Here is a 20519-nt window from a genome sequence, read left to right as displayed (position 1 = left end):
AATATGATGACGGAAATGGAAAGACTACAGCGCCGCGCGTTCATCTACGGCCCGTAACCGATCAGATCACCATGCCCTTGGTCAGTTCGAGCGCCTGGCGCTCGAAAAGCCGGCGGTAGATGCCATCCTTCAGCCGGATCAGTTCGCCATGCGAGCCTTCTTCGGCGATGCGGCCGCGATCGAACACCAGCAGCCTGTCGAGCGCCCTCACCGTCGATAGCCGGTGGGCGATGACCAGGGTCGTGCGCCCGACCATCAGCCGTTCCATCGCCTGCTGGATCAGCACCTCCGATTCCGAATCGAGGCTGGACGTTGCCTCATCCAGAATGAGGATCCGCGCATCGGCGAGGAAAGCACGTGCAATCGCCACGCGCTGGCGCTCGCCGCCCGACAGTTTCACGCCGCGTTCGCCGACCAGCGTGCCATAGCCCTTCGGCAGGTCGGCGATGAAGTCGTGCGCACTGGCCAGCCGCGCGGCACGCTCGATCTCCGCCTGGGTGGCATCAGGCCGGGCATAGGCGATGTTTTCGGCCAGGGACCGATGGAACAGGATGGGCTCCTGCTGGACGATGGCGATCTGCCCGCGCAGCGACGCCTGCGCCACCTCGGCAATATTCTGGCCGTCGATCAGGATCCGCCCTGAGTTAACGTCGTAGAGGCGCTGGATCAGCTTGACGAAGGTCGTCTTGCCCGAGCCGGAATGGCCGACCAGCCCAACGCGTTCACCCGGCGCGATATCCACCGAAAAGTCGCGGTAGAGCGGCAGCCGATGGTTGCCATAGTGGAAGGTGACCTCGTCGAAGGCGATACGGCCATCGGTGATGCGGATCGGCCTGGCGCCGGGCCGGTCTTCGATGCCGAGCGGTTCGGACTGGAAGTCGACCAGTTCCTCCATATCGTTGATCGAACGCTGCAAATTGCGGATATGCGTGCCGATATCCCGGAGATAGCCTTGCAGCACGAAGAACGAGGTCAGCACGAAGGCGACGTCGCCGGCGCTCGCCTGCCCCCACGACCACAGCAGCAGCGAAAACCCGATCACCGCGGTCCTGAGCAGCAACAGCATCGTCCCTTGCGCGGTGCCGTTGACGGTGCCGCGCACCCAGGTGCGCCGCGTGCGGGCACGCCATTTGGCGACCACTTTGGCAAGACGCGTTTCCTCGCGCGTCTCGGCACCGAAACCCTTGACCACGGCATTGCAGCTCACCGCATCGGCCAGCGAGCCGCCAAGGCGCGTATCCCAGGCGTTGGCAAGCCTTGCCGCCGGCGCGACATAGCCAAGCGACAGCATTGCCGTCACCGCGATGAACAGCACCGAGCCGGCGGCGACCACCACGCCCATCATCGGCCAGAACCAGCCGAGCAGCAGCGTCGAGCCGATGAGCATGACGAGCGACGGCAGCAGCGCGATCAGGATCGTGTCGTTGAGCAGGTCAAGCGCCCACATGCCGCGCGTTATCTTGCGCACGGTCGAGCCGGCAAAGCTGTTGGCGTGCCAGTCGGTGGAAAAACGCTGGACGCGGTGGAAGGCGTCGGCGGCAATGTCGGCCATCATTTTCAGCGTCAGGTCGGTGATGCCCATGAAGGCCAGGTTGCGCAGAACGACGCCCGCGAGCGCCAGCGCCACCAACATGGAAAACGCCGCCATCGCTGCGTTCCACGCGACCACATCGGCCGTCGCACTGCTGGCGACCGCATCGACCAATCGGCCGGAATAGAGCGGCGTCAGCACGTCGGCCGAGGTCGACAGCAGGAAAGTGCCCATGATGAGCGAAAGCCGCCAAGGCTGACGCCGCCAATGGCCGAGCGTAAAGCCAAGAACGCTGCGAAAGGCGCTCGCGCGCAAATCGATTTTAAAACGAGCCATAATGTCATCCGGGCGCAAACGAGCCCGGTCCCGATAAGGTAGAAATTGAAAAAACCGCGTTGGCGCCAATCAGCGCCCGGAAGTGCGGAGGTTTGGTATCTCGGCGGCTCGCCCTCAAACGGGCGGCGACCGGCAGCGGCAAATGCCTGTTCTCGGTGCAGCTCTCGTCGCGAAGACAAATCTTCGCGGCCTGCTGCACAGGACCTAGGCCTCGCGGCCTCGCATAACGATGTCAAATCCTGGCATTCGGTTCCTCCCAAAGGGGGATCGCGGGAAGACTTTTATAAAGATGCCTCAACGCTTCGCCAAGATAGCGGCCGAGCGAAAGCGCATCTGGTCCAAGCAGTGAGACGATTTTGCAACAATCGCGGGTTGTGCCGCCTTGTCAGCTTGCCGGGATGCGGTCGAGCCGCATGTAGCGGCCGTCGGTAGACGGCTTGAAGCCGAGCTTTTCATAGACCGCGTGGGCGTCGTTGGTCGACAGGCTCCAATGCGTGACCGTCTTGCAATCCGGATGATCGATAAGCGCCTGGACAAGCCGCGTGCCGATCCCTCGCCCGCGGTGCCCGGGCCAGACGATGATGTCGGCAAGATAGGCAAACACTGTGCGGTCGGTGATCGCCCGGCCAAAGCCGACCTGCTTGCCGCCAATGTAAGCGCCGGCGCAGAGCGAATTGGCAAAGGCGCGGCGGTGCGTTTCGTCGCTGCGCCCGGTGCCCCAGTAGCTTGCCAGCAGCAGGTCGGAAGTCGCCCGGAAGTCGATCCGCGACAGGTCGAAGCTGATCTCGCAATCAGGCACGGCCCAGCCTAGCTCCGATCCCTGAACCGGTTGGTGATGGGATAGCGGCGGTCGCGGCCGAAATTCTTCCTGGTGATCTTCACGCCGGGAGCCGCCTGTCGGCGCTTGTATTCGGCGATATAGAGCAGGTGCTCGACCCGCGTCACCGTCGCCCTGTCGTGGCCGCGCGCAACGATGTCGTCGACACCCATCTCGTTCTCGACCAGGCACTCCAATATGTCGTCCAGCACCGGATAAGGCGGCAGCGAATCCTGATCGGTCTGGTTCTCGCGCAGCTCCGCCGACGGCGCCTTGTCGATGATGTTCTTCGGGATCACCTCGCCGGAGGGGCCAAGCGCGCCCGGCGGCACATGCGAATTGCGCCAGCGCGACAGCGCATAGACCTGCATCTTGTAGAGGTCCTTGATCGGGTTGAAGCCGCCGTTCATGTCACCATAAAGCGTGGCGTAGCCGACCGACATCTCGCTCTTGTTGCCCGTCGTGACGACCATCGAGCCGAACTTGTTGGAGATCGCCATGAGGATGGTGCCGCGCGCGCGGCTCTGCAAATTTTCCTCGGTGATGCCTTCCTTGGTGCCCTCGAAAAGCTGCGTCAGCGTGTGCAGAAATCCTTCGACCGGCTCGAAGATCGGCACGATGTCGTAGCGGCAGCCCAGCGCGCGGGCACAGTCCTCGGCATCCTTCAGCGAATCCTTCGAAGTGTAGCGATAAGGCATCATCACGGCGCGCAACCGTTCCTCGCCTAGGGCATCGACGGCAAGGGCAGCGCAGATCGCCGAATCGATACCGCCGGAAAGGCCGAGCACGACGTTCTTGAAACCGTTCTTGTTGACATAGTCGCGCAGGCCCAGCATGCAGGCGCGATAGTCGGCCTCTTCCCTTTCGGGAATCTTCGACATCGGCCCTTCCGAGCATACCCAGCCATTCGGCGTCCTTTTCCAGGTGGTGACGTCGACCGCCGCCTCGAACTGGCTCATCTGGAAGGCCAGCGTTTTGTCGAAACCTATGGCAAACGAGGCGCCGTCGAAGATCAGCTCGTCCTGGCCGCCAAGCTGGTTGGCGTAGATCATCGGCAGGCCGCACTCGATGACCTGGCGGATGACGACCTGGTGGCGCACGTCGATCTTGGCGCGGTAGTAGGGCGAGCCGTTCGGCACCAGCAGGATCTCTGCTCCGCTCTCGGCCAGTGTTTCGCAGACGGCGACATCGCCCCAGATGTCTTCGCAGATCGGAATTCCGAGCCGCACGCCGCGGAAGTTGACCGGCCCCTGGAGTTCAGGTCCGGCCTGGAAGACGCGCTTCTCGTCGAACTCGCCATAGTTCGGCAGATCGAGCTTGTAGCGCTCGGCCAGGATCTTGCCACCATCGGCAAAAATGATCGAGTTGTGCGTGCCGCTCTTGCGCTTCAGTGGCGTGCCGATGATGACGCCCGGACCGCCATCGGCGGTGTCGTTGGCGAAATCCTGCGCCGCCCTTTCGCAGGCCTTCAGGAAGGCCGGCTTCAGCACCAGATCCTCCGGCGGATAACCGGCGAGGAAGAGCTCTGTGAACAGCACGAGGTCGGCGCCCTGTCGGGCGGCGTCCGCCCTCGCCTCGCGCGCCTTGGCGAGATTGCCTGATATATCGCCGACCGTCGGGTTGAGCTGGGCGACGGCGATGCGCAGGATATCGGGAGCGGTGGTCTTGGTCATGCCTGCTGACTTAGCGCGGCAAAATTCGCCGGGCAATGGCGTTCGCTTGGACCAATGTTCGGTCCTATTCGCCCATATATGCCCGCAGCGACTCCGGCGAATGGTTTTCACCGATCGACATCGCCAGGATGCGCGAAATATGCCGGCGCGGCAGCCGGGTATGCGCCGCCCAGGCGTTGATCTGAGCCTGGATCTTGTCGAGATCCCTCTTCGACGTCGGGCTTTCGGCGATGTCTAGGCCGGCGTCGCGAAGTGCGGCCGCCATGTCGGCCGAGATGATGAAGGCGTCCCATTCCAGCCAGCGCAGAAAATACTGGCCGGTATTGCCGCCGAGCCGGCTGCCATGCTTGCCGAGATAGGCCATCAGCCCGACCTGGTCGTCGGCCGGCCACTCCGCGAGGAACCTGCCGAAACCGCCATGTTCCTTCGACACCCGCTCGACAAAGACGGCGTTGTCGCGGACGGATTTGATCTTCTGCGGATTGCGCACGATGCGTTGATCGGCCGTCAGATCGTGCCAGAAATCATCGGGCTGGAACAACAGCCGCTTCGGCTCGAAGCGGAGAAAGGCCTCTTCGAAGCCGGGCCATTTCTGCTCGATGACGCGCCAGACGAAACCGGCGGCGAAAATCCGCTCGGCCATGGTCGATAGAATGCGGTCGTCGGTAATGTCAGCCACGGCGGCGTTGTCCGGCATTGGACCCAGCAGCGACGCCAATGTCGCTTCACCACCTTTGCGTTTTGCCGCGCGGGCGCGAATTTTCTGAAAATCCATCATTGTTTCCTCACCCCATCGCGTCAATCTATCACTTCCCGTACGAGCCGACAGCTTCTACCTATCGCTGACGACGGAGGCGACGATGAACAAGACGATCGAGGACCTGGCGAACCGCTGGCTGAAGCGAAAGCCGGATGGTCTCAGCGCGATCGAGAACCGGGTGCTGCAATCGACGCTCGAACGCACCACCATTTCTCGCGACACCAACAAGGCCGTCGCCTTTCACCAGACGTTTGGCGACCGCTTGGCCGACACCATCGCCCGGATCGGCGGCTCGTGGTCCTTCATCCTTGGATTCATTGCCTTCCTGATCCTGTGGACGGCAGGCAATGTCTGGCTTTTGACGCGCGATGCCTTTGATCCCTACCCTTTCATCTTCCTCAACCTGGTGCTTTCCATGGTGGCGGCCCTGCAGGCGCCGGTGATCATGATGGCGCAGAATCGCCAGACCGAGCGCGACCGGATCGACGCCGCCCACGACTATGAGGTCAACCTCAAGGCCGAGATCGAGATCATGGCGCTGCATGAAAAGCTCGACGAACTGCGCCACAGCCAGATCATCGGCATGCGCGACGAGATCGCCAAGCTGGCCGAGCAGGTCAAGCGCATCGACGACATCCTGTCGAAGCAGCGGACGTCTTCATGACGGAGACCATCCATCATTTCATCGAACAATATGGGCTGATCGCCGTTTTTCTGGGCTGTGTCGCCGAAGGCGAAAGTGCTGCCATCCTCGGCGGCTTTTTCGCGCACCAGCATGTCTTCGTCCTGTGGCGGGCCTTTGTCGCGGCGGCTCTCGGTGCCTTCGCCGGCGACACCTTCTTTTTCATACTCGGCCGCCGGTTTGCGGACCATCCCTTTGTCGTGAGATTGCGCAAGCGCCCCGGTTTCCGCCGCGCCTATCGTCTGCTCAACACCCATCCCAACATCTTCGTGCTGTCGAACCGCTACGTCTACGGCATGCGCCTGGTCGGGGGCATAGCGGCTGGGCTCTCGCGCATCACCATGCGCCGTTTCGTCATCCTCAACGCCCTTTCGTCGACGCTATGGGCAATCCTGTTCGTCACGATCGGCTATGTCTTCGGACTGGGCGCCGAGCGCATCCTCGGCCAGGCGCTGGCCCGCCACGAGCGGCTGCTGACGGCGCTTGCCATCGGTCTGGGCGTGGCCATTGTTGCCTGGCTCGTCGCCCGCCATGTCGCTGGCAAAGAGCGCGTCAGGGACGCCGGGGCGGATCGGGGTTAGCGCATGTCGCCCAACAGGCGCTTTGTCAGATCGGCAGCCCTGTAATCCGCTCGATGATGGCGATGCCCCAGACGCCGGCGACGATCACCACCGAGATCAGCACCGCCAGCGAACCGCAATCCTTGGCGAGCTGGATATCGACATTGAACTCCCGGCTAAAAGCGTCGCACGCTGCCTCGATACCGGTATTCAGCACCTCGACCATGATCAAAAGCAGCACCGCGCCGATCAGCAAGGCATAGCCGCGCCACGAGACCGAAACGAACCAGCCAAGCGGCAAAGCGAGCACGAGCAGCATCAGCTCCTGCTGGAAGGCCTTTTCGCTGGCGGCCAGTTTGCGGAACGCCCGTACCGAATTGAAGAAAGCATCGATCAGCCGCTGCATGCCCAATCCCTTTTCGAATCACCGGCAGGGGATATCGCAATGGCCCGATCAATGGAATAAGGCGACCTCTCCAAAATTCATTCGCCATTCTTGTCATTCATCGGCCACCTTGAGCGAGGGTGTCGACCTCTCGAACTGCGGCAGCCCGTCATCGATAGTGTAGTAATCGCCCTTGTCGCCGACGAAGATATGACATTCACCCTGAAGGCCGGTCGGCCTGTCGAATGCTCCAGCTAAAACCGAGACGTAGGCGTCCTCGCGTGGCTTCCAGAACAGTACCGAGCCGCATGCTTTGCAAAAACCGCGCCGGGCAAACGAAGACGCTTCGTACCAGGTGATGCTCTCGGCGCCGGCGATCTCGATGTTCTCGTCGGGGACATTGGTTGCGGCGTAATAGTGCCCGCTCTGCTTGCGGCATTGCGAACAGTGACAATAAATCACCCCGCGCAAAGGCCCACGCGTCTTGAAGCGCACCGCGCCGCATAGACATGATCCGCTGTGATTGTCGCTCATCCCACCCTCCGTCCGATATGGCCTCACCATCGCGACAGGATTCCAGTTCTGGAGCGGCAGCACCCAAGCAAATGCGACACAAAGCGGGCGTCCAGCGCCGTTGGCAGAGCGCCTTGCAGTCCAGCGCCCCCAGATTGTTGGGAGCGCGGACATCAAGCCAGGATGTTGACGGCGCGCGCCGCGACCAGGGCGATCGTCAGCAGCGAGATCATCGCCTCCGCCATCATCAGGAGCTTGGCGCGCTGGCTGAGCGGCAATGTGTCGGTCGGCGAGAACGCCGTCGCATTGGTGAATGCCAGAAAGACATAGTCGATGAAACCGGGCAGCCAGTCGCGGATTTCGCGATCGGGCAGCGTCATTTGCGGGAACAGGAAGTCGGCTTGCGCGCGCTTGACCAGCCCGCAGGTCGGCGGTCCGCCCCGATCGGTACTCCAGAACCACAACGCAAACACGATGACATTGGTGACCCAGATGTTAAGCGCATCGACAAGAAGCGTCGTTCCAGCGCCGGCGTGGCCTTCCAGCAGCGCCCGCACAAGGAAGCCCAGCGCCCCGCAATTCATGACGCTGATGATACCTGTCATCACCAGGGCCGCCCTGCGGATGAAGATGCGAAAGCGGCCGATCGCGTACCACTGATCGTGTTCCACGGCCTTTTGCGTCGCCACCTGCGTCCAGGCGGTCGCTACCGATAATGGCAAAAGCAGCGCCGTCTCGATCGCCGGCGCCAGCCAGCGCGGTCCGAACGACAGGTCGTTGATGACGAGAAGCTGCAGGCAGATGATGACGAGGACCGCAGCCCGTGCCAACCAGAAGTCGAGCGCGCGGTGACGAATGACGGCATGCTCGTGGTGCATGATGAATGAAGGAACCAGGTTGGGGTGGATGATGCAGTTCCATCCAATCTGGGTTTTGCAATGGTCGTGCGAGAACACATTTTCGTAAGTTACCGCAGTTCGGCATCCGGAACGAAAAAGACGCCGGATTTCTCCGGCGCCTTCTTCAACCAAACTCAGACCGGCAAGTGGTTCAGCCGTTCGCGGCCTGCTTGTGCTGCACCGGGTGACTCTTCTTCAAGAGATCCGACACCAGGAAGGCCAGTTCGATCGCCTGGTCGGCGTTGAGGCGCGGATCGCAATGGGTGTGGTAACGATCCTGCAGCTCTTCGGCCGTGATGGCGCGGGCGCCGCCGGTGCATTCCGTGACGTTCTTGCCAGTCATCTCGACATGGATGCCGCCCGGATGCGTGCCTTCGGCGCGGTGCACCTCGAAGAAGGTCTGCACCTCCTTGAGGATGCGGTCGAACGGCCGCGTCTTGTAGCCAGCCGCCTCGATGGTGTTGCCATGCATCGGGTCGGACGACCACACCACGCTGCGGCCTTCCTTCTGCACCGCCCGCACCAGCTTCGGCAAATGATCGGCGACCTTGTCGGAACCGAAGCGCGCGATCAGCGTCAGCCGCCCAGGCTCGTTCTCCGGATTGAGCAGGTCGATGAGCTGCAAGAGGCCATCCGGCGTCAGCGACGGACCGCATTTCAGCCCCAGCGGGTTCTTGATGCCGCGGCAGTACTCGACATGGGCATGGTCGGGCTGGCGCGTGCGGTCGCCGATCCAGATCATGTGGCCTGACGTGGCGTACCAGTCGCCTGAGGTGGAATCGACCCGGGTCAGCGCCTCCTCGTAACCAAGCAGCAGCGCCTCATGGCTGGTATAAAAATCGGTCTCGCGCAGCGCGTAGTTGGTCTCAGAGGTGATGCCGACGGCCTTCATGAAGTCCATCGTCTCGGTGATGCGGTTGGCGAGTGACTCGTATTTCTCGCCCTGCGGGCTGTCTGACACGAAGCCGAGCATCCAGCTATGCACGTTCTCCAGGCTGGCGTAACCACCCTGGGCGAAGGCGCGCAAAAGGTTGAGCGTCGCCGCCGACTGGCGGTAGGCCATCTCCTGGCGTGCGGGATCGGGAATACGCGACTTGGCGTCGAACTCGATGCCGTTGATGATGTCACCGCGGTAACTCGGCAGCGTCACATCGCCCTTGGTTTCGTTGTCGGACGAGCGCGGCTTGGCGAACTGACCGGCGACACGGCCGACCTTCACCACCGGCTGCGCGCCGGCGAAGGTCAGCACCACCGACATCTGCAAGAATACGCGGAAGAAGTCGCGGATGTTGTCCGCGCCATGTTCGGCGAAACTCTCGGCGCAGTCGCCGCCTTGGAGGAGGAATGCGTCACCGGCGGCGACAGCCGCAAGCTGCTTCTTCAGCTTGCGCGCCTCACCTGCAAAAACCAGCGGCGGAAAGGTGGCGAGCTGGGCTTCCGTGTTCTTCAGCGCGGCAAGGTCCGGATAGGCAGGAACCTGCTTGATCGGCTTTGCTCTCCACGAATTCGGCGACCATTTCGTCATCGTTGCACCCAAACGCCCTTCCAGAGCAATTCCAGGAAAAGTGTGAAACGGTTTTCCATCCGGAATTGCGTCAAATAAACAGGCGAGCGCCCTCGCCCGCCATTTCAGACCCCTATATGGGGTGGCGGCTCCATACACGAAGCCGATTTCCTATTCTAGACCGGAATTTCAGCGCTGGCGAATGCGCCGGGCGGGCTATGCTGCCTTCTCCACCAGACGCGCCAGTTGCGTCATGACCACTGCGGACCCGGCCAGCCGCTTTTCGGCGTTCGGCCAGTCACGGATGAAGACAACGCTATGATCCGGCCGGATCTTGGCCAGCGAGCCCTGTTCGCCGATGAACTTGACCAGTCCGACCGGGTTGGGGAACTCGCGCCTGCGGAAGTGGATGACGACGCCCTTCGGCCCGGCGTCGAGTTTTTCGACATTGGCCTTGCGGCAGAGCGCCTTGATGAAGACGATCTTCAACAGGTGCTTCACCTCCTCCGGCAGCGGGCCAAAACGGTCGATCAGCTCGGCGCCGAAGGCATCGATCTCCTCGGTGTTTTCGAGATCGCCGAGGCGGCGATAGAGCGCCAGCCGCAATTGCAGATCCGGCACATAGCTTTCCGGGATCATCACCGCCGTGCCGACGGCGATCTGCGGCGACCAGCCGCCATCCTGCACCTCGCCGGAATCCTTCACTTCGGCCACCGCCTCTTCCAGCATCTGCTGGTAAAGCTCGAAGCCGACCTCCTTGATGTGGCCGGACTGCTCTTCGCCGAGAAGATTGCCGGCGCCTCTGATATCGAGATCGTGGCTGGCAAGCTGGAAGCCGGCACCAAGTGTGTCGAGCGACTGCAGCACCTTCAACCGGCGCTCCGCGGTGTCGGTCAGCTTGCGATTGGCCGGCAGCGTGAACAGCGCATAGGCGCGCACCTTCGAGCGGCCGACGCGGCCGCGCAACTGGTAGAGTTGCGACAGGCCAAACATATCGGCGCGATGCACGATCAGCGTGTTGGCGGTCGGGATATCAAGGCCGGATTCGACGATGGTGGTCGACAGAAGCACATCGTACTGGCCGTCGTAGAAGGCATTCATGATGTCGTCGAGCTCGCCGGGTGGCATCTGGCCATGAGCCACCGCCACTTTCAGCTCGGGCACTGATTCCTTCAGAAAATCATGGATTTCCGCCAGATCGCTGATGCGCGGCACGACATAGAAAGAGTGGCCGCCGCGATAGCGTTCCCTGAGCAGCGTCTCGCGGATCACCAGCGGGTCGAAGGGCGAGATGAAGGTGCGCACCGCCATGCGGTCTACCGGCGGTGTGGCGATCAGCGACAGTTCGCGCACGCCGGTCAAGGCCAGTTGCAGCGTGCGCGGGATCGGCGTCGCCGACAGCGTCAGCACGTGTACATCGGTCTTTAGGTCCTTCAGCCGCTCCTTGTGCTTGACGCCAAAGTGCTGCTCCTCGTCGATGATCAAAAGGCCGAGATTCTTGAACGAGATCGAGGCGCCGAGCAGCGCATGGGTGCCGACGACGATGTCGACCGTGCCCTCGGCGATGCCCTTCTTCGTTTCGGCCAGCTCCTTGGCACCGACCAGCCGCGAGGCCTGGGCAACGCGGATCGGCAAGCCGGAGAAACGCTGCGAGAAGGTCTTGAAATGTTGCCGCGACAACAGCGTCGTCGGCACCACCACCGCGACCTGGAACCCTTCCATCGCCGCGATGAAGGCGGCCCGCAGCGCGACTTCCGTCTTGCCGAAGCCGACATCGCCGCAGATCAGTCGGTCCATCGGCTTGCCGGCGGCCAGGTCGTCCATGACCGAATCGATCGCCGTCTGCTGGTCGTCGGTTTCCTCATAGGGAAAACGCGCCGAGAACTCACCGTAGAGCCCATCGGCCGGCACCAACGCGGGTGCTGCGCGCATCTGCCGCTCGGCGGCGATGCGGATCAACTGCCCGGCCATGTCGAGCAAACGCCGCTTCAGCCGCGCCTTGCGCGATTGCCAGGCGCCGCCACCGAGCTTGTCCAATGTCGCTTCGGCCGAATCCGAGCCATAGCGCGACAGAAGCTCGATGTTCTCCACCGGCAAGAACAGCCGGTCGTCGCCGGCATAGTGGATTTCGAGGCAATCATGCGGCGCGCCGACCGCCTCGATGGTGCGCAGGCCGATGAAGCGGCCGATGCCGTGATCGGTGTGGACGACGATATCGCCGGAGGACAGCGACGAAGCCTCGGCGATGAAATCGGAAGCGCGTTTCTTGCGCTTCGAGCGCCGGATCAGCCGGTCGCCCAGAATGTCCTGCTCGGCGACGACGACCAGCCTTTCGGTCTCGAAGCCGGATTCGAGCGGCAGCACGGCAAGCGCCGCCTGCCCCGGCTCGAGCTTTTCGGCCTCGGCCAGCGTCGCCACTGGCATGAGGTTGCCGAGATGGTGCTCGGCAAGGATCTGGCCGAGCCGGTCGAGCGAACCTTCGGTCCAGCCGGCAATAATGACGCGGCGGCGCGCGGCACGCTCGTCGGCAATGTGCTTCACGACGACGTCAAAGACATTGATGCTGGGGTCGGCGCGCTCTTCGACGAAGCTGCGGCCATGCCGCGATCCGGCATGATAGACCTTCTTTGCACCAGCATCCGGCGCATCGAAGGCTGTGAAGTCGATTGCCTCACGCGGGCCGAGCGAGGCGACCAGGTTCTCGGGCGAGAGAAAAAGCAGATCCGGCGGCACTGGTTTATACGGAACAGCGTCCTTCAGCGCGCCGTCTGCCTGTTTCCGGCGCGCCTCGTAGTGATCGAGGATCAGCGTATGGCGCTCCGCCAGCGCCTCATGCGCCAGATGATCGAAGACGACAGGCGTATCCGGCAGATAGTCGAACACCGTCTCCAGCCGCTCGTAGAAGAACGGCAGCCAGTGTTCCATGCCGGCAAAGCGCCGTCCCTCGCTGACCGCCGCATAGAGCCCGTCGTCGCGCTGCGGCGCGCCAAAGGCTTCGATATAGGAGCGGCGGAAGCGGCTGATCGTCTCCGGCGTCAGCGCCACTTCGCTCATCGCCTGCAGCGCCATGGATTTGCGCTGACCGGTGGTGCGCTGGGTGGCGGCATCGAAGACACGGATCGATTCCAGCGTGTCGCCGAAGAAGTCGAGCCGGAGTGCCTCAATCCAGCCGGGCGCGAACAGGTCCAAAATGCCGCCACGCACCGCGAACTCGCCGACACCGCGCACGGTCGGCACCCGCTCGAAGCCGGAGGTCTCCAGCCGCGACACCAGCGCATTCATATCGATCTGGTTGCCCGGCCTGGCATGGAAGGTCTGCGCTTCAACCAGTTCGGCTGGCGGAATGCGCTGCAAAAGCGCATTGGCGGTGGTGAGGATGACGGCGCGGTGCGGTTTCTTCGCCAGCGCGATCATCGCCGTCAGTGCATCGAGCCGCCTGGCGGCGGCGTCCGCGCCGGGCGAAACGCGGTCATAGGGCAAGCAGTCCCAGGCCGGCAGTTCCAGCACCGGCAGGCCGGGTGCGGCAAAGGCCAGCGCCTCGGTGATCGCCGGCAGGCGCTGGCCGTCGCGCGCCACGAACAGCACCGGCTTGTCAGGCGCGATCTCGTGCGCCGCCTGCACCAGCGCGAAGGCCTCGTAGCCGTCGGCGACGCCGTCGACGATGAACTGACCGGCGCGGCCTTTGGGCAGGCCGATTGTGGGAATGAGGCTCATGGATTCACGTTTCAGAAAGTCATGGTCCGGCGCGAGGCCAGGATTTTTTGCAGGACGGCACAATCGACATCAGCCGGAACCGGGCTTTCGCCGGTGACCATGGGCAGGAAATCGGTGTCGGGGATGTCGAGAAGCCTCTCATATTGGTCGATTTCCTCGCCCGTCAAGGCGCCGATCTCGGCATCGGCGAAGCCACCGAGGATGAGGTCCATCTCGCGCATGCCACGATGCCAGGAACGGAACAAAAGCTTGCGGCGGCGGGCATCCAGCCCCTCGCTTGATCGTCTCGTTCCTGTCATTGCGCAGCATCCTTGCCTGTCGCGGCGCATATAGCGTGGATAGACGGCGGTGTCAGCCTTGCGCTGAGGCTGTCGCGACATAAGCTGACATCATGCGTCCTTCCATCCTCGACCCGTTGTTTGTCCCGATCACCTCGCTTGCCGGCGTCGGGCCGAAGGTTGGCGCATTGATCGAGAAAGTGGTGGCCGCCGATCTCGGCGACCGCGCCGCGCGCGCCGGCGATCTTCTGTTCGTGCTGCCCAACACCGTCATCGACCGCCGCAACCGGCCGGGCATAGCGTTGGCGCCGGCAGGCGCCATCGTCACCCTCGACGTGCGCATCGACCGTCACCAGCCGCCGCCGCGCGGCAACAGGTCGGTGCCGTACCGGGTCTACGCCCATGACGATACCGGCGAGATCGCGCTGACCTTCTTCCATGCGCATGCCGCCTATCTCGAAAAGGCGATGCCCGAAGGCGAGCATGTCGTGGTGTCCGGCCGCATGGAATGGTTCAACGGCCGTCCGACCATGGTCCATCCCGACCATATCGCGCTGGCCAATGACGCCGAAAACCTGCCGCTGGTCGAGCCGGTCTATCCGCTGACTGCGGGCCTCTCCGGCAAGGTATTGCGTCGGGCGATCGGCCAGGCGCTTGGCCGTCTGCCGGAGTTGCCGGAATGGCAGGACGAGGCGTTCATGCGTCGTCAGACCTTCCCTGGCTTTGACGAAGCGCTCGCGCGCATCCACTATCCGGCGGACCCGATCGACGTCGCCATCGAGGGACCGGCGTGGCGGCGGCTTGCCTATGACGAGCTACTGGCCGGCCAGGTATCGCTGGCGCTGGTGCGGGCAAAAGTCCGCCGTCTGTCCGGCAGGCCGCTCATTGGCGACGGCCGTATCGTTGATAAACTGCGCGAAGCCCTGCCCTATTCGCTGACTACCAGCCAGGAGTTTGCGCTGGCCGAAATCAACGCCGATCTCGCCGATCCCGAACGCATGCTGCGCCTCTTGCAGGGCGATGTCGGTTCCGGCAAGACAGTGGTGGCGCTGCTTGCCATGGCACGCGCCGTCGAGGCCGGCGGCCAGGCGGCCTTGATGGCGCCAACCGAGATCCTGGCGCGCCAGCATCTGGCAACGATCACGCCCCTGGCTGAACGCGCCGGCTTGCGCGTCGCCATCCTCACCGGCCGCGAAAAAGGCCGTGAACGCACCGACACACTGGCCGGTCTGGCGAGCGGAGAAATCGACATCGTCGTAGGCACCCACGCACTGTTCCAGGAAACGGTGACGTTCCACGATCTCGTCTTCGCCGTCGTCGACGAACAGCACCGTTTCGGCGTCCATCAGCGCCTTGCGATCACCGCCAAGGGCGACGCGCCCGATATGCTGGTGATGACGGCGACGCCGATCCCGCGCACGCTGGTGCTGACCGCATTCGGCGACATGGATGTGTCGAAACTGACCGAAAAACCGGCCGGCCGGCAGCCGATCCGCACCGTCACTCTGCCTCTGGAACGGCTCGACGAACTCATCGGCCGCATGCTCGACGCCGTCGCCGACGGGCAGAAGATCTACTGGATCTGTCCGCTGGTCGAGGAATCCGAAGAAATCAAGCTGATGTCGGCGGAGGACCGCTTTGTTTCGCTGCAGCCGTTGTTCGGCGACCATATCGGCCTCGTGCATGGCCGCATGAAGGGCGCGGAAAAGGACGAGGCGATGCGCGCCTTCAAGGCGGGCGATACGCGCATCCTGATCGCCACCACGGTCATAGAGGTCGGCGTCGACGTGCCGGACGCGACGATCATGGTCATCGAGCACGCCGAGCGTTTCGGCCTCGCCCAGTTGCATCAATTGCGCGGCCGGGTCGGGCGCGGCGACAAACCGTCCTCCTGCGTGCTGCTCTACAAGGACCCGCTCGGCGATACGGCAAAGCGCCGGCTGTCGGTGATGCGCGAGACCGAGGACGGCTTCCGCATCGCCGAGGAAGACCTGAAGCTGCGCGGCGAAGGCGAACTGCTCGGCACCCGTCAGTCCGGCACGCCCGGCTTCCAGGTGGCCCGCATCGAGGCGCATGCCGACCTGCTTGAAGCCGCCCGCGACGACGCGCGCCTGATCCTGTCACGCGATCCGGAACTGCAATCCGAACGCGGCTCGGCACTTCGGCTGCTGCTCTATTTGTTCGGCCGCGACGAGGCGGTGCGGCTGCTGCGCGCCGGCTGAGGCACGGCGCCGACCGACGGATTGGCAAGCGCGCCTTCAATCCGCTCGCCGTTCAACGTCACCATCTTGGTCTTGACCTCCGGCGCCACCAACCCGGCCGAGACGATCAGCCTGGCGCCGTCCTCGATCGTCATGTCGAGCAGCACGATGTCGGATTTAGGCACATACATCAGGAAGCCCGTGGTCGGGTTCGGTGTGCAGGGCATGAACACAGCAACCAGCGGATCGCCTTCCTGGTCGAGCTTCTGGTTGATCTCTGTCTGCTTCTCGCTGGCGACGAAAACCAGCGACCAGACGCCCTTGCGCGGATATTCGACAAGCCCGACCTGACGGAACATGTCGCCCTTGTTCGACAGCACGGTCTGGAAGATCTGCTTCAGCGAGCCGTAGATCCCGCGCACCAGCGGCATGCGGCCGAGCAGGCGCTCGCCGAAATTGACGATGGCGCGGCCAACAATGTTGGCGGTCATGAAACCGATCAGCGTGATCAGGATCAGAGCGACGATCAGCCCGAAGCCTGGAACCGGGAACGGCAGGTAGGTGTCCGGGCTGTAGCGCGCGGGAATATAGGGTTTTACCCAGGAATCGACCCAGCCGATGAAGGACCAGGCGATGTAGGCGGTGATCGCCAGCGGCGCGCAGACGATGAAGCCCGTTAGGAAATAATTCCGCAGCCGGGTCATGCCTGAAGTTCTGGGAGCATCGGACATGGTTCACACCGCAGCACAGATTGCAGCGCGACATTAATGAACCGGAAGGCGCTTTGGAATTGCGAAGTTTTTAAACGACGCCCTATTCCACCGTCACCGACTTGGCCAGATTGCGCGGCTGGTCGACATCGGTGCCCATGAAAACGGCGGTGAAATAGGCGAGCATCTGGATCGGCAGCGCGTAGATGATCGGAGAGATGATTTCCGGCACGTCGGGCAGGATGATCGTCTCCATCGTCTTGACGCTGGATTGCGCGGCACCCTTGCTGTCGGTGATCAGGATGATCTTGCCGCCGCGCGCCGCCACTTCCTGCATGTTCGACACGGTCTTTTCAAAAATGCGGTCATGCGGGGCGATGACGATCACCGGCATGTTCTCGTCGATCAGCGCGATCGGCCCGTGCTTCAGCTCGCCTGCGGCATAGCCCTCGGCGTGTATATAGGAAATCTCCTTGAGCTTCAGCGCGCCTTCCATGGCCAGCGGAAAATTGGTGTCGCGGCCGAGATAGAGCACATCGCTGTAGCGCGACAGTTCGCGCGCGATCTGTTCGATCTGCCCGTCGAGCTTGAGCACCTGGTTGGCATAGCGCGGCGCCTCGGACAGTTCGCGCACCAGCTTCTTTTCCTGTTCGCGCGAAAGCGTTCCGCGCGCAGCCCCTGCCCGTACGGCAAGCGAGGCCAGCACCGACAACTGGCAGGTGAAGGCCTTGGTCGAGGCGACGCCGATCTCCGGTCCGGCCAGCGTCGGCAAGATAACGTCGGATTCGCGCGCCATCGTCGATTCGCGCACATTGACGACCGCGCCGATCTTCATCCCGGCCTTGCGGCAATAGCGCAGCGAGGCCAGCGTGTCGGCGGTCTCGCCCGATTGCGAGATGAAGAAGGCGGCGTCGTTCTTCGACAGCGGCATTTCGCGGTAGCGGAATTCCGAGGCGACATCTATGTCGACCGGCAGCCGCGCATAGCGTTCGAACCAGTATTTGCTGATCAGGCCGGCCAGATAGGCGGTGCCGCAGGCCGAGATCGCCAGCCGGTCGATCTTGGCAAAGTCAAAAGGCAGATCGAGCGGCTTCGATACGCCGCCGACGAAATCCACATAATGCGCCAGCGTGTGCGAGATGACTTCGGGCTGTTCATGGATTTCCTTTTCCATGAAATGGCGCCGGTTGCCCTTGTCGACCATGAAGGACGTGCTCAGCGACTGCTGGCGCTTGCGGTCGACCTTGTTGCCTTCCATGTCGAAGATGGCGATCTCGTTGCGGCGCACCACCGCCCAGTCGCCATCCTCCAGATAGGTGATCGAATTGGTGAACGGGGCGAGCGCGATGGCGTCGGAGCCGAGGAACATCTCGCCGTCGCCATGGCCGACGGCAAGCGGCGGGCCGTTGCGCGCGCCGACAATCAGATCCTCGTCTCCCCTGAACATAATGGCCAGCGCAAAGGCGCCTTCCAGCCGCTTGAGCGCCTGGTGCGCGGCCTCGACCGGCTTCAACCCCTTGGCCAGTTCGCGCGCCACCAGGTGGGCGACCACTTCGGTGTCGGTCTGCGAGGAAAATGTGTAGCCGTCGCGCATCAGTTCATCGCGCAATTCGGCGAAATTCTCGATGATGCCGTTGTGGACGATGGCGACGCCGTCGGAAAAATGCGGATGAGCGTTGGTCTCGTTCGGCACGCCATGCGTCGCCCAGCGCGTATGGCCGATACCGATCGTGCCGGCGAGCGGTTCGTCCTTCAGCCGGCGCTCGAGATTGATCAGCTTGCCTTCGGCGCGGCGGCGCCCGAGTTGGCCATGCTCTACAGTAGCGACGCCGGCCGAATCGTAGCCGCGATATTCCAGCCGTTTCAACGCGTCGACGATGAGCGGCGCCACTGGCGAGTGACCAACAATTCCAACGATACCGCACATTGCCGTTTGCCCCCGATTGCCCGCAAAAACCCAGCGCTATTTAGAGATGGCCGAGCTGCCGCGAAAATCACATTGCGTTTCGTCGCGTATCAGCCGCAACTGTTCTTGCACAGATGCACCATGACAGGGCGCTCTTGCAATCCGGTTACCGCGATCGCTCGTTTTCTCCCTAGACGCATGCTATCTGCCTCAGTGGCGCCTGAAATCCGTCAAAGACATGATGCGATCATGAACGAACAAATCGACACGGTGACGCTTTGGCGTCCGGTTGGGCCTAAAGAGCTGAAACTGATCGAGAAGTCGGGCATGCGGGCGTTTCCGTCGCGCCTTCCCGAGCAACCTATTTTTTACCCAGTTCTATCCGAAGCCTATGCCGTCCAGATCGCGCGTGACTGGAACGTACCAGCCAGCGGCTCGGGATTCGTTACCCGGTTTGAGGTTCTGAAGGGTTTTCTCGACCGCTATCGGGTCGAACATGCCGGCAGCAAGGCTCATCTGGAATACTGGATTCCTGCCGAAGACCTCCCTGAATTCAACAGGGCAATCGTCGGCAGGATCAAAGTGACCGCTGTTTTCGGCAAGGACGCGAACCAGCCGACGGACGACGAATGATCATCCAGTAGCCTTCTTCGCCGCGGCGGCCGAGGCAAAACGCTCGCGCAGCTCCTTGCCCTTGCCGGCCAGCGTCCTCTGGCGGGCGCGGCCGAAGGCCAGCGCGTCGTCGGGCACGCTTTCAGTGATGACGCTGCCCGAGGCGATATAACCGCCCTTGCCGATTGTAACAGGCGCCACCAGCGAGGAGTTCGAGCCGATGAAGGCGCCTTCGCCGATGTCGGTGAAGAACTTCGAATAGCCGTCATAGTTGCAGGTGATGGTGCCAGCGCCGATATTGGCGCCGGCGCCGATGCGGGCATCGCCGATATAGGTCAGGTGATTGACCTTGGCGCCCTCCTCGATCGTCGCCTGCTTGACCTCGCAGAAATTGCCGACCTTGGCCTTTTGCTTCAAGTCTGCGCCGGGCCGCAGCCGAGCGAACGGACCGACATCACAATTCGAGGCGATGGTGGCGCCTTCGATATGGCTGAAGGCATGGATCTTCGCGCCCGTGGCGACCTTCACGCCCGGTCCGAACCAGACATTGGGCTCGACGATCGTATCAGTGCCGATTTCGGTGTCGTGCGAGAAGAACACGGTTTCGGGCGCAATTAGCGTCACGCCCGCCAGCATGGCCTCGCGCCGCCTGCGCGTCTGCCAGATGCCCTCGGCCTCGGCAAGTTCTGCGCGGTTGTTGATGCCCAGCGCATTCTCGAAGCTGGCCTCCGTGGCAACGACATCGAGACCCTGAGCGGCGGCGATCTCGACAATATCGGTGAGATAATATTCGCCCTTGGCGTTCTTGTGGCCGACGGCGTCGAGCAGCGTCAGCGCCTGCTTGCCGGCCACCGCCATCATCCCGGCATTGCAGAAGGCGATCTTCTTCTCCTCGGCGCTGCAGTCCTTTTCCTCGCGGATGGCCGCAAGCTTGCCACCCTTTTCGATCAGGCGGCCATAGCCGGTCGGATTGGGAGGGCGAAAGCCGACCACGACGACAGCAGCACCCTTTGCCAGCTTCAGCCGCGCCGCGATCAACACTTCCGGATCGATCAGCGGCGTATCGCCAAACATCACGAGAATATCGTCATAACCTTTTGATATCGCTTGGCGAGCCGCCAGCACCGCATGCGCCGTACCAAGTCGGCTCTCCTGGACGAAACTCTCGGCCTTCGGCGCGAATTTCTGCGCTGCCTTGCGCATTTCTTCCGCCCCATGGCCGATGACCAACGCCTGATCATCGGCGCCTGCGGCCTCGGCCGCCTTCACGACATGGGCGACCATCGGCAGGCCGGCGATTTTATGCAGCACCTTGGGCAACGCGCTCTTCATACGCGTCCCTTCACCGGCGGCGAGGATGATGGACAGGCAGGATCTCTGGCTCATGGAAGGACAACCATATGAAAAGGGATCAGGAATCGGGACTATTTAGCATTGG

17 protein-coding genes are annotated in these 20519 nt (G+C 62.7%); 4 read left to right on the top strand and 13 right to left on the bottom strand.

Annotated elements, in window-relative coordinates:
* Window positions 1–61: 61 nt before the first annotated feature.
* From OHD62_RS27510 to OHD62_RS27495, 4 genes are all read right to left on the bottom strand, one after another.
* Window positions 62–1867 carry an ABC transporter ATP-binding protein gene (locus OHD62_RS27510; RefSeq protein ID WP_263789571.1) on the bottom strand — a complete coding sequence of 602 codons (1806 nt, stop codon included), beginning with the start codon at window positions 1865–1867 and terminating at the stop codon, window positions 62–64.
* 385 nt (window positions 1868–2252) lie between these two features.
* Window positions 2253–2666 (bottom strand): GNAT family N-acetyltransferase, encoded by a 414-nt coding sequence (locus tag OHD62_RS27505; protein WP_263789570.1) that lies wholly within the window; start codon window positions 2664–2666, stop codon window positions 2253–2255.
* 8 nt (window positions 2667–2674) lie between these two features.
* Entirely contained in the window at window positions 2675–4357 is a 1683-nt protein-coding gene (locus tag OHD62_RS27500) for an NAD+ synthase (RefSeq protein ID WP_263789569.1), read from the bottom strand.
* 64 nt (window positions 4358–4421) lie between these two features.
* The gene (locus tag OHD62_RS27495) at window positions 4422–5135 is read right to left on the bottom strand and encodes a DNA-3-methyladenine glycosylase I (protein ID WP_263789568.1); all 714 of its coding nucleotides are present in this window, start codon (window positions 5133–5135) and stop codon (window positions 4422–4424) included.
* An 82-nt stretch (window positions 5136–5217) separates the two neighbouring features.
* Between OHD62_RS27495 and OHD62_RS27490 the strand changes: the two genes are divergently transcribed.
* Window positions 5218–5781 (top strand): DUF1003 domain-containing protein, encoded by a 564-nt coding sequence (locus tag OHD62_RS27490; RefSeq protein WP_263789565.1) that lies wholly within the window; start codon window positions 5218–5220, stop codon window positions 5779–5781.
* Window positions 5778–6380, top strand: coding sequence for a DedA family protein (locus tag OHD62_RS27485; RefSeq protein ID WP_263789563.1), 603 nt, complete (start codon window positions 5778–5780; stop codon window positions 6378–6380). The genes OHD62_RS27490 and OHD62_RS27485 overlap by 4 nt, the downstream gene beginning before the upstream one ends.
* Window positions 6381–6405: 25 nt before the next feature.
* On the opposite strand, the gene OHD62_RS27480 is transcribed toward OHD62_RS27485, so the two are convergent.
* The 6 genes from OHD62_RS27480 to OHD62_RS27455 all read right to left on the bottom strand — a co-directional run bounded on the left by OHD62_RS27480 (window position 6406) and on the right by OHD62_RS27455 (window position 13673).
* Complete coding sequence (locus tag OHD62_RS27480) at window positions 6406–6765, bottom strand: diacylglycerol kinase (RefSeq protein ID WP_112625108.1); 360 nt, start codon at window positions 6763–6765, stop codon at window positions 6406–6408.
* A gap of 93 nt (window positions 6766–6858) precedes the next feature.
* Entirely contained in the window at window positions 6859–7278 is a 420-nt protein-coding gene (locus tag OHD62_RS27475) for a GFA family protein (RefSeq protein WP_263789557.1), read from the bottom strand.
* 152 nt (window positions 7279–7430) lie between these two features.
* Complete coding sequence (locus OHD62_RS27470) at window positions 7431–8135, bottom strand: hypothetical protein (protein WP_263789555.1); 705 nt, start codon at window positions 8133–8135, stop codon at window positions 7431–7433.
* Between the two features lie 172 nt (window positions 8136–8307).
* Complete coding sequence (locus tag OHD62_RS27465; RefSeq protein WP_263789553.1) at window positions 8308–9681, bottom strand: class II 3-deoxy-7-phosphoheptulonate synthase; 1374 nt, start codon at window positions 9679–9681, stop codon at window positions 8308–8310.
* Between the two features lie 195 nt (window positions 9682–9876).
* Window positions 9877–13374, bottom strand: coding sequence for a transcription-repair coupling factor (gene mfd, locus OHD62_RS27460; RefSeq protein ID WP_263789551.1), 3498 nt, complete (start codon window positions 13372–13374; stop codon window positions 9877–9879).
* A gap of 11 nt (window positions 13375–13385) precedes the next feature.
* Window positions 13386–13673 (bottom strand): succinate dehydrogenase assembly factor 2, encoded by a 288-nt coding sequence (locus OHD62_RS27455; RefSeq protein WP_263789549.1) that lies wholly within the window; start codon window positions 13671–13673, stop codon window positions 13386–13388.
* Between the two features lie 92 nt (window positions 13674–13765).
* Here OHD62_RS27455 and recG point away from each other — a divergent pair, with 92 nt between their 5' ends.
* A complete protein-coding gene (gene recG, locus OHD62_RS27450; protein ID WP_263789547.1) occupies window positions 13766–15874 on the top strand; it encodes an ATP-dependent DNA helicase RecG in 2109 nt (702 codons plus the stop codon).
* Here the strand turns inward: recG and OHD62_RS27445 are convergent.
* Window positions 15826–16584 carry a DUF502 domain-containing protein gene (locus OHD62_RS27445; RefSeq protein WP_263789546.1) on the bottom strand — a complete coding sequence of 253 codons (759 nt, stop codon included), beginning with the start codon at window positions 16582–16584 and terminating at the stop codon, window positions 15826–15828. The two genes, recG and OHD62_RS27445, sit on opposite strands and share 49 nt — an antisense overlap.
* An 82-nt stretch (window positions 16585–16666) precedes the next feature.
* The gene (glmS, locus tag OHD62_RS27440; protein ID WP_263789544.1) at window positions 16667–18490 is read right to left on the bottom strand and encodes a glutamine--fructose-6-phosphate transaminase (isomerizing); all 1824 of its coding nucleotides are present in this window, start codon (window positions 18488–18490) and stop codon (window positions 16667–16669) included.
* Between the two features lie 228 nt (window positions 18491–18718).
* Here glmS and OHD62_RS27435 point away from each other — a divergent pair, with 228 nt between their 5' ends.
* Window positions 18719–19102, top strand: a complete 384-nt coding sequence (locus OHD62_RS27435; RefSeq protein WP_263789542.1) for an ADP-ribosylation/crystallin J1 — start codon at window positions 18719–18721, stop codon at window positions 19100–19102.
* Here the strand turns inward: OHD62_RS27435 and glmU are convergent, their stop codons facing one another.
* Window positions 19103–20467 (bottom strand): bifunctional UDP-N-acetylglucosamine diphosphorylase/glucosamine-1-phosphate N-acetyltransferase GlmU, encoded by a 1365-nt coding sequence (glmU, locus tag OHD62_RS27430; protein ID WP_263789541.1) that lies wholly within the window; start codon window positions 20465–20467, stop codon window positions 19103–19105.
* Window positions 20468–20519 lie beyond the last annotated feature (52 nt).

Origin of the sequence: Mesorhizobium sp. YC-39, assembly GCF_025753795.1 — a bacterium.
Taxonomy (GTDB): Bacteria; Pseudomonadota; Alphaproteobacteria; order Rhizobiales; family Rhizobiaceae; genus Mesorhizobium.
This window is presented reverse-complemented; position numbering and strand designations above follow the sequence as displayed.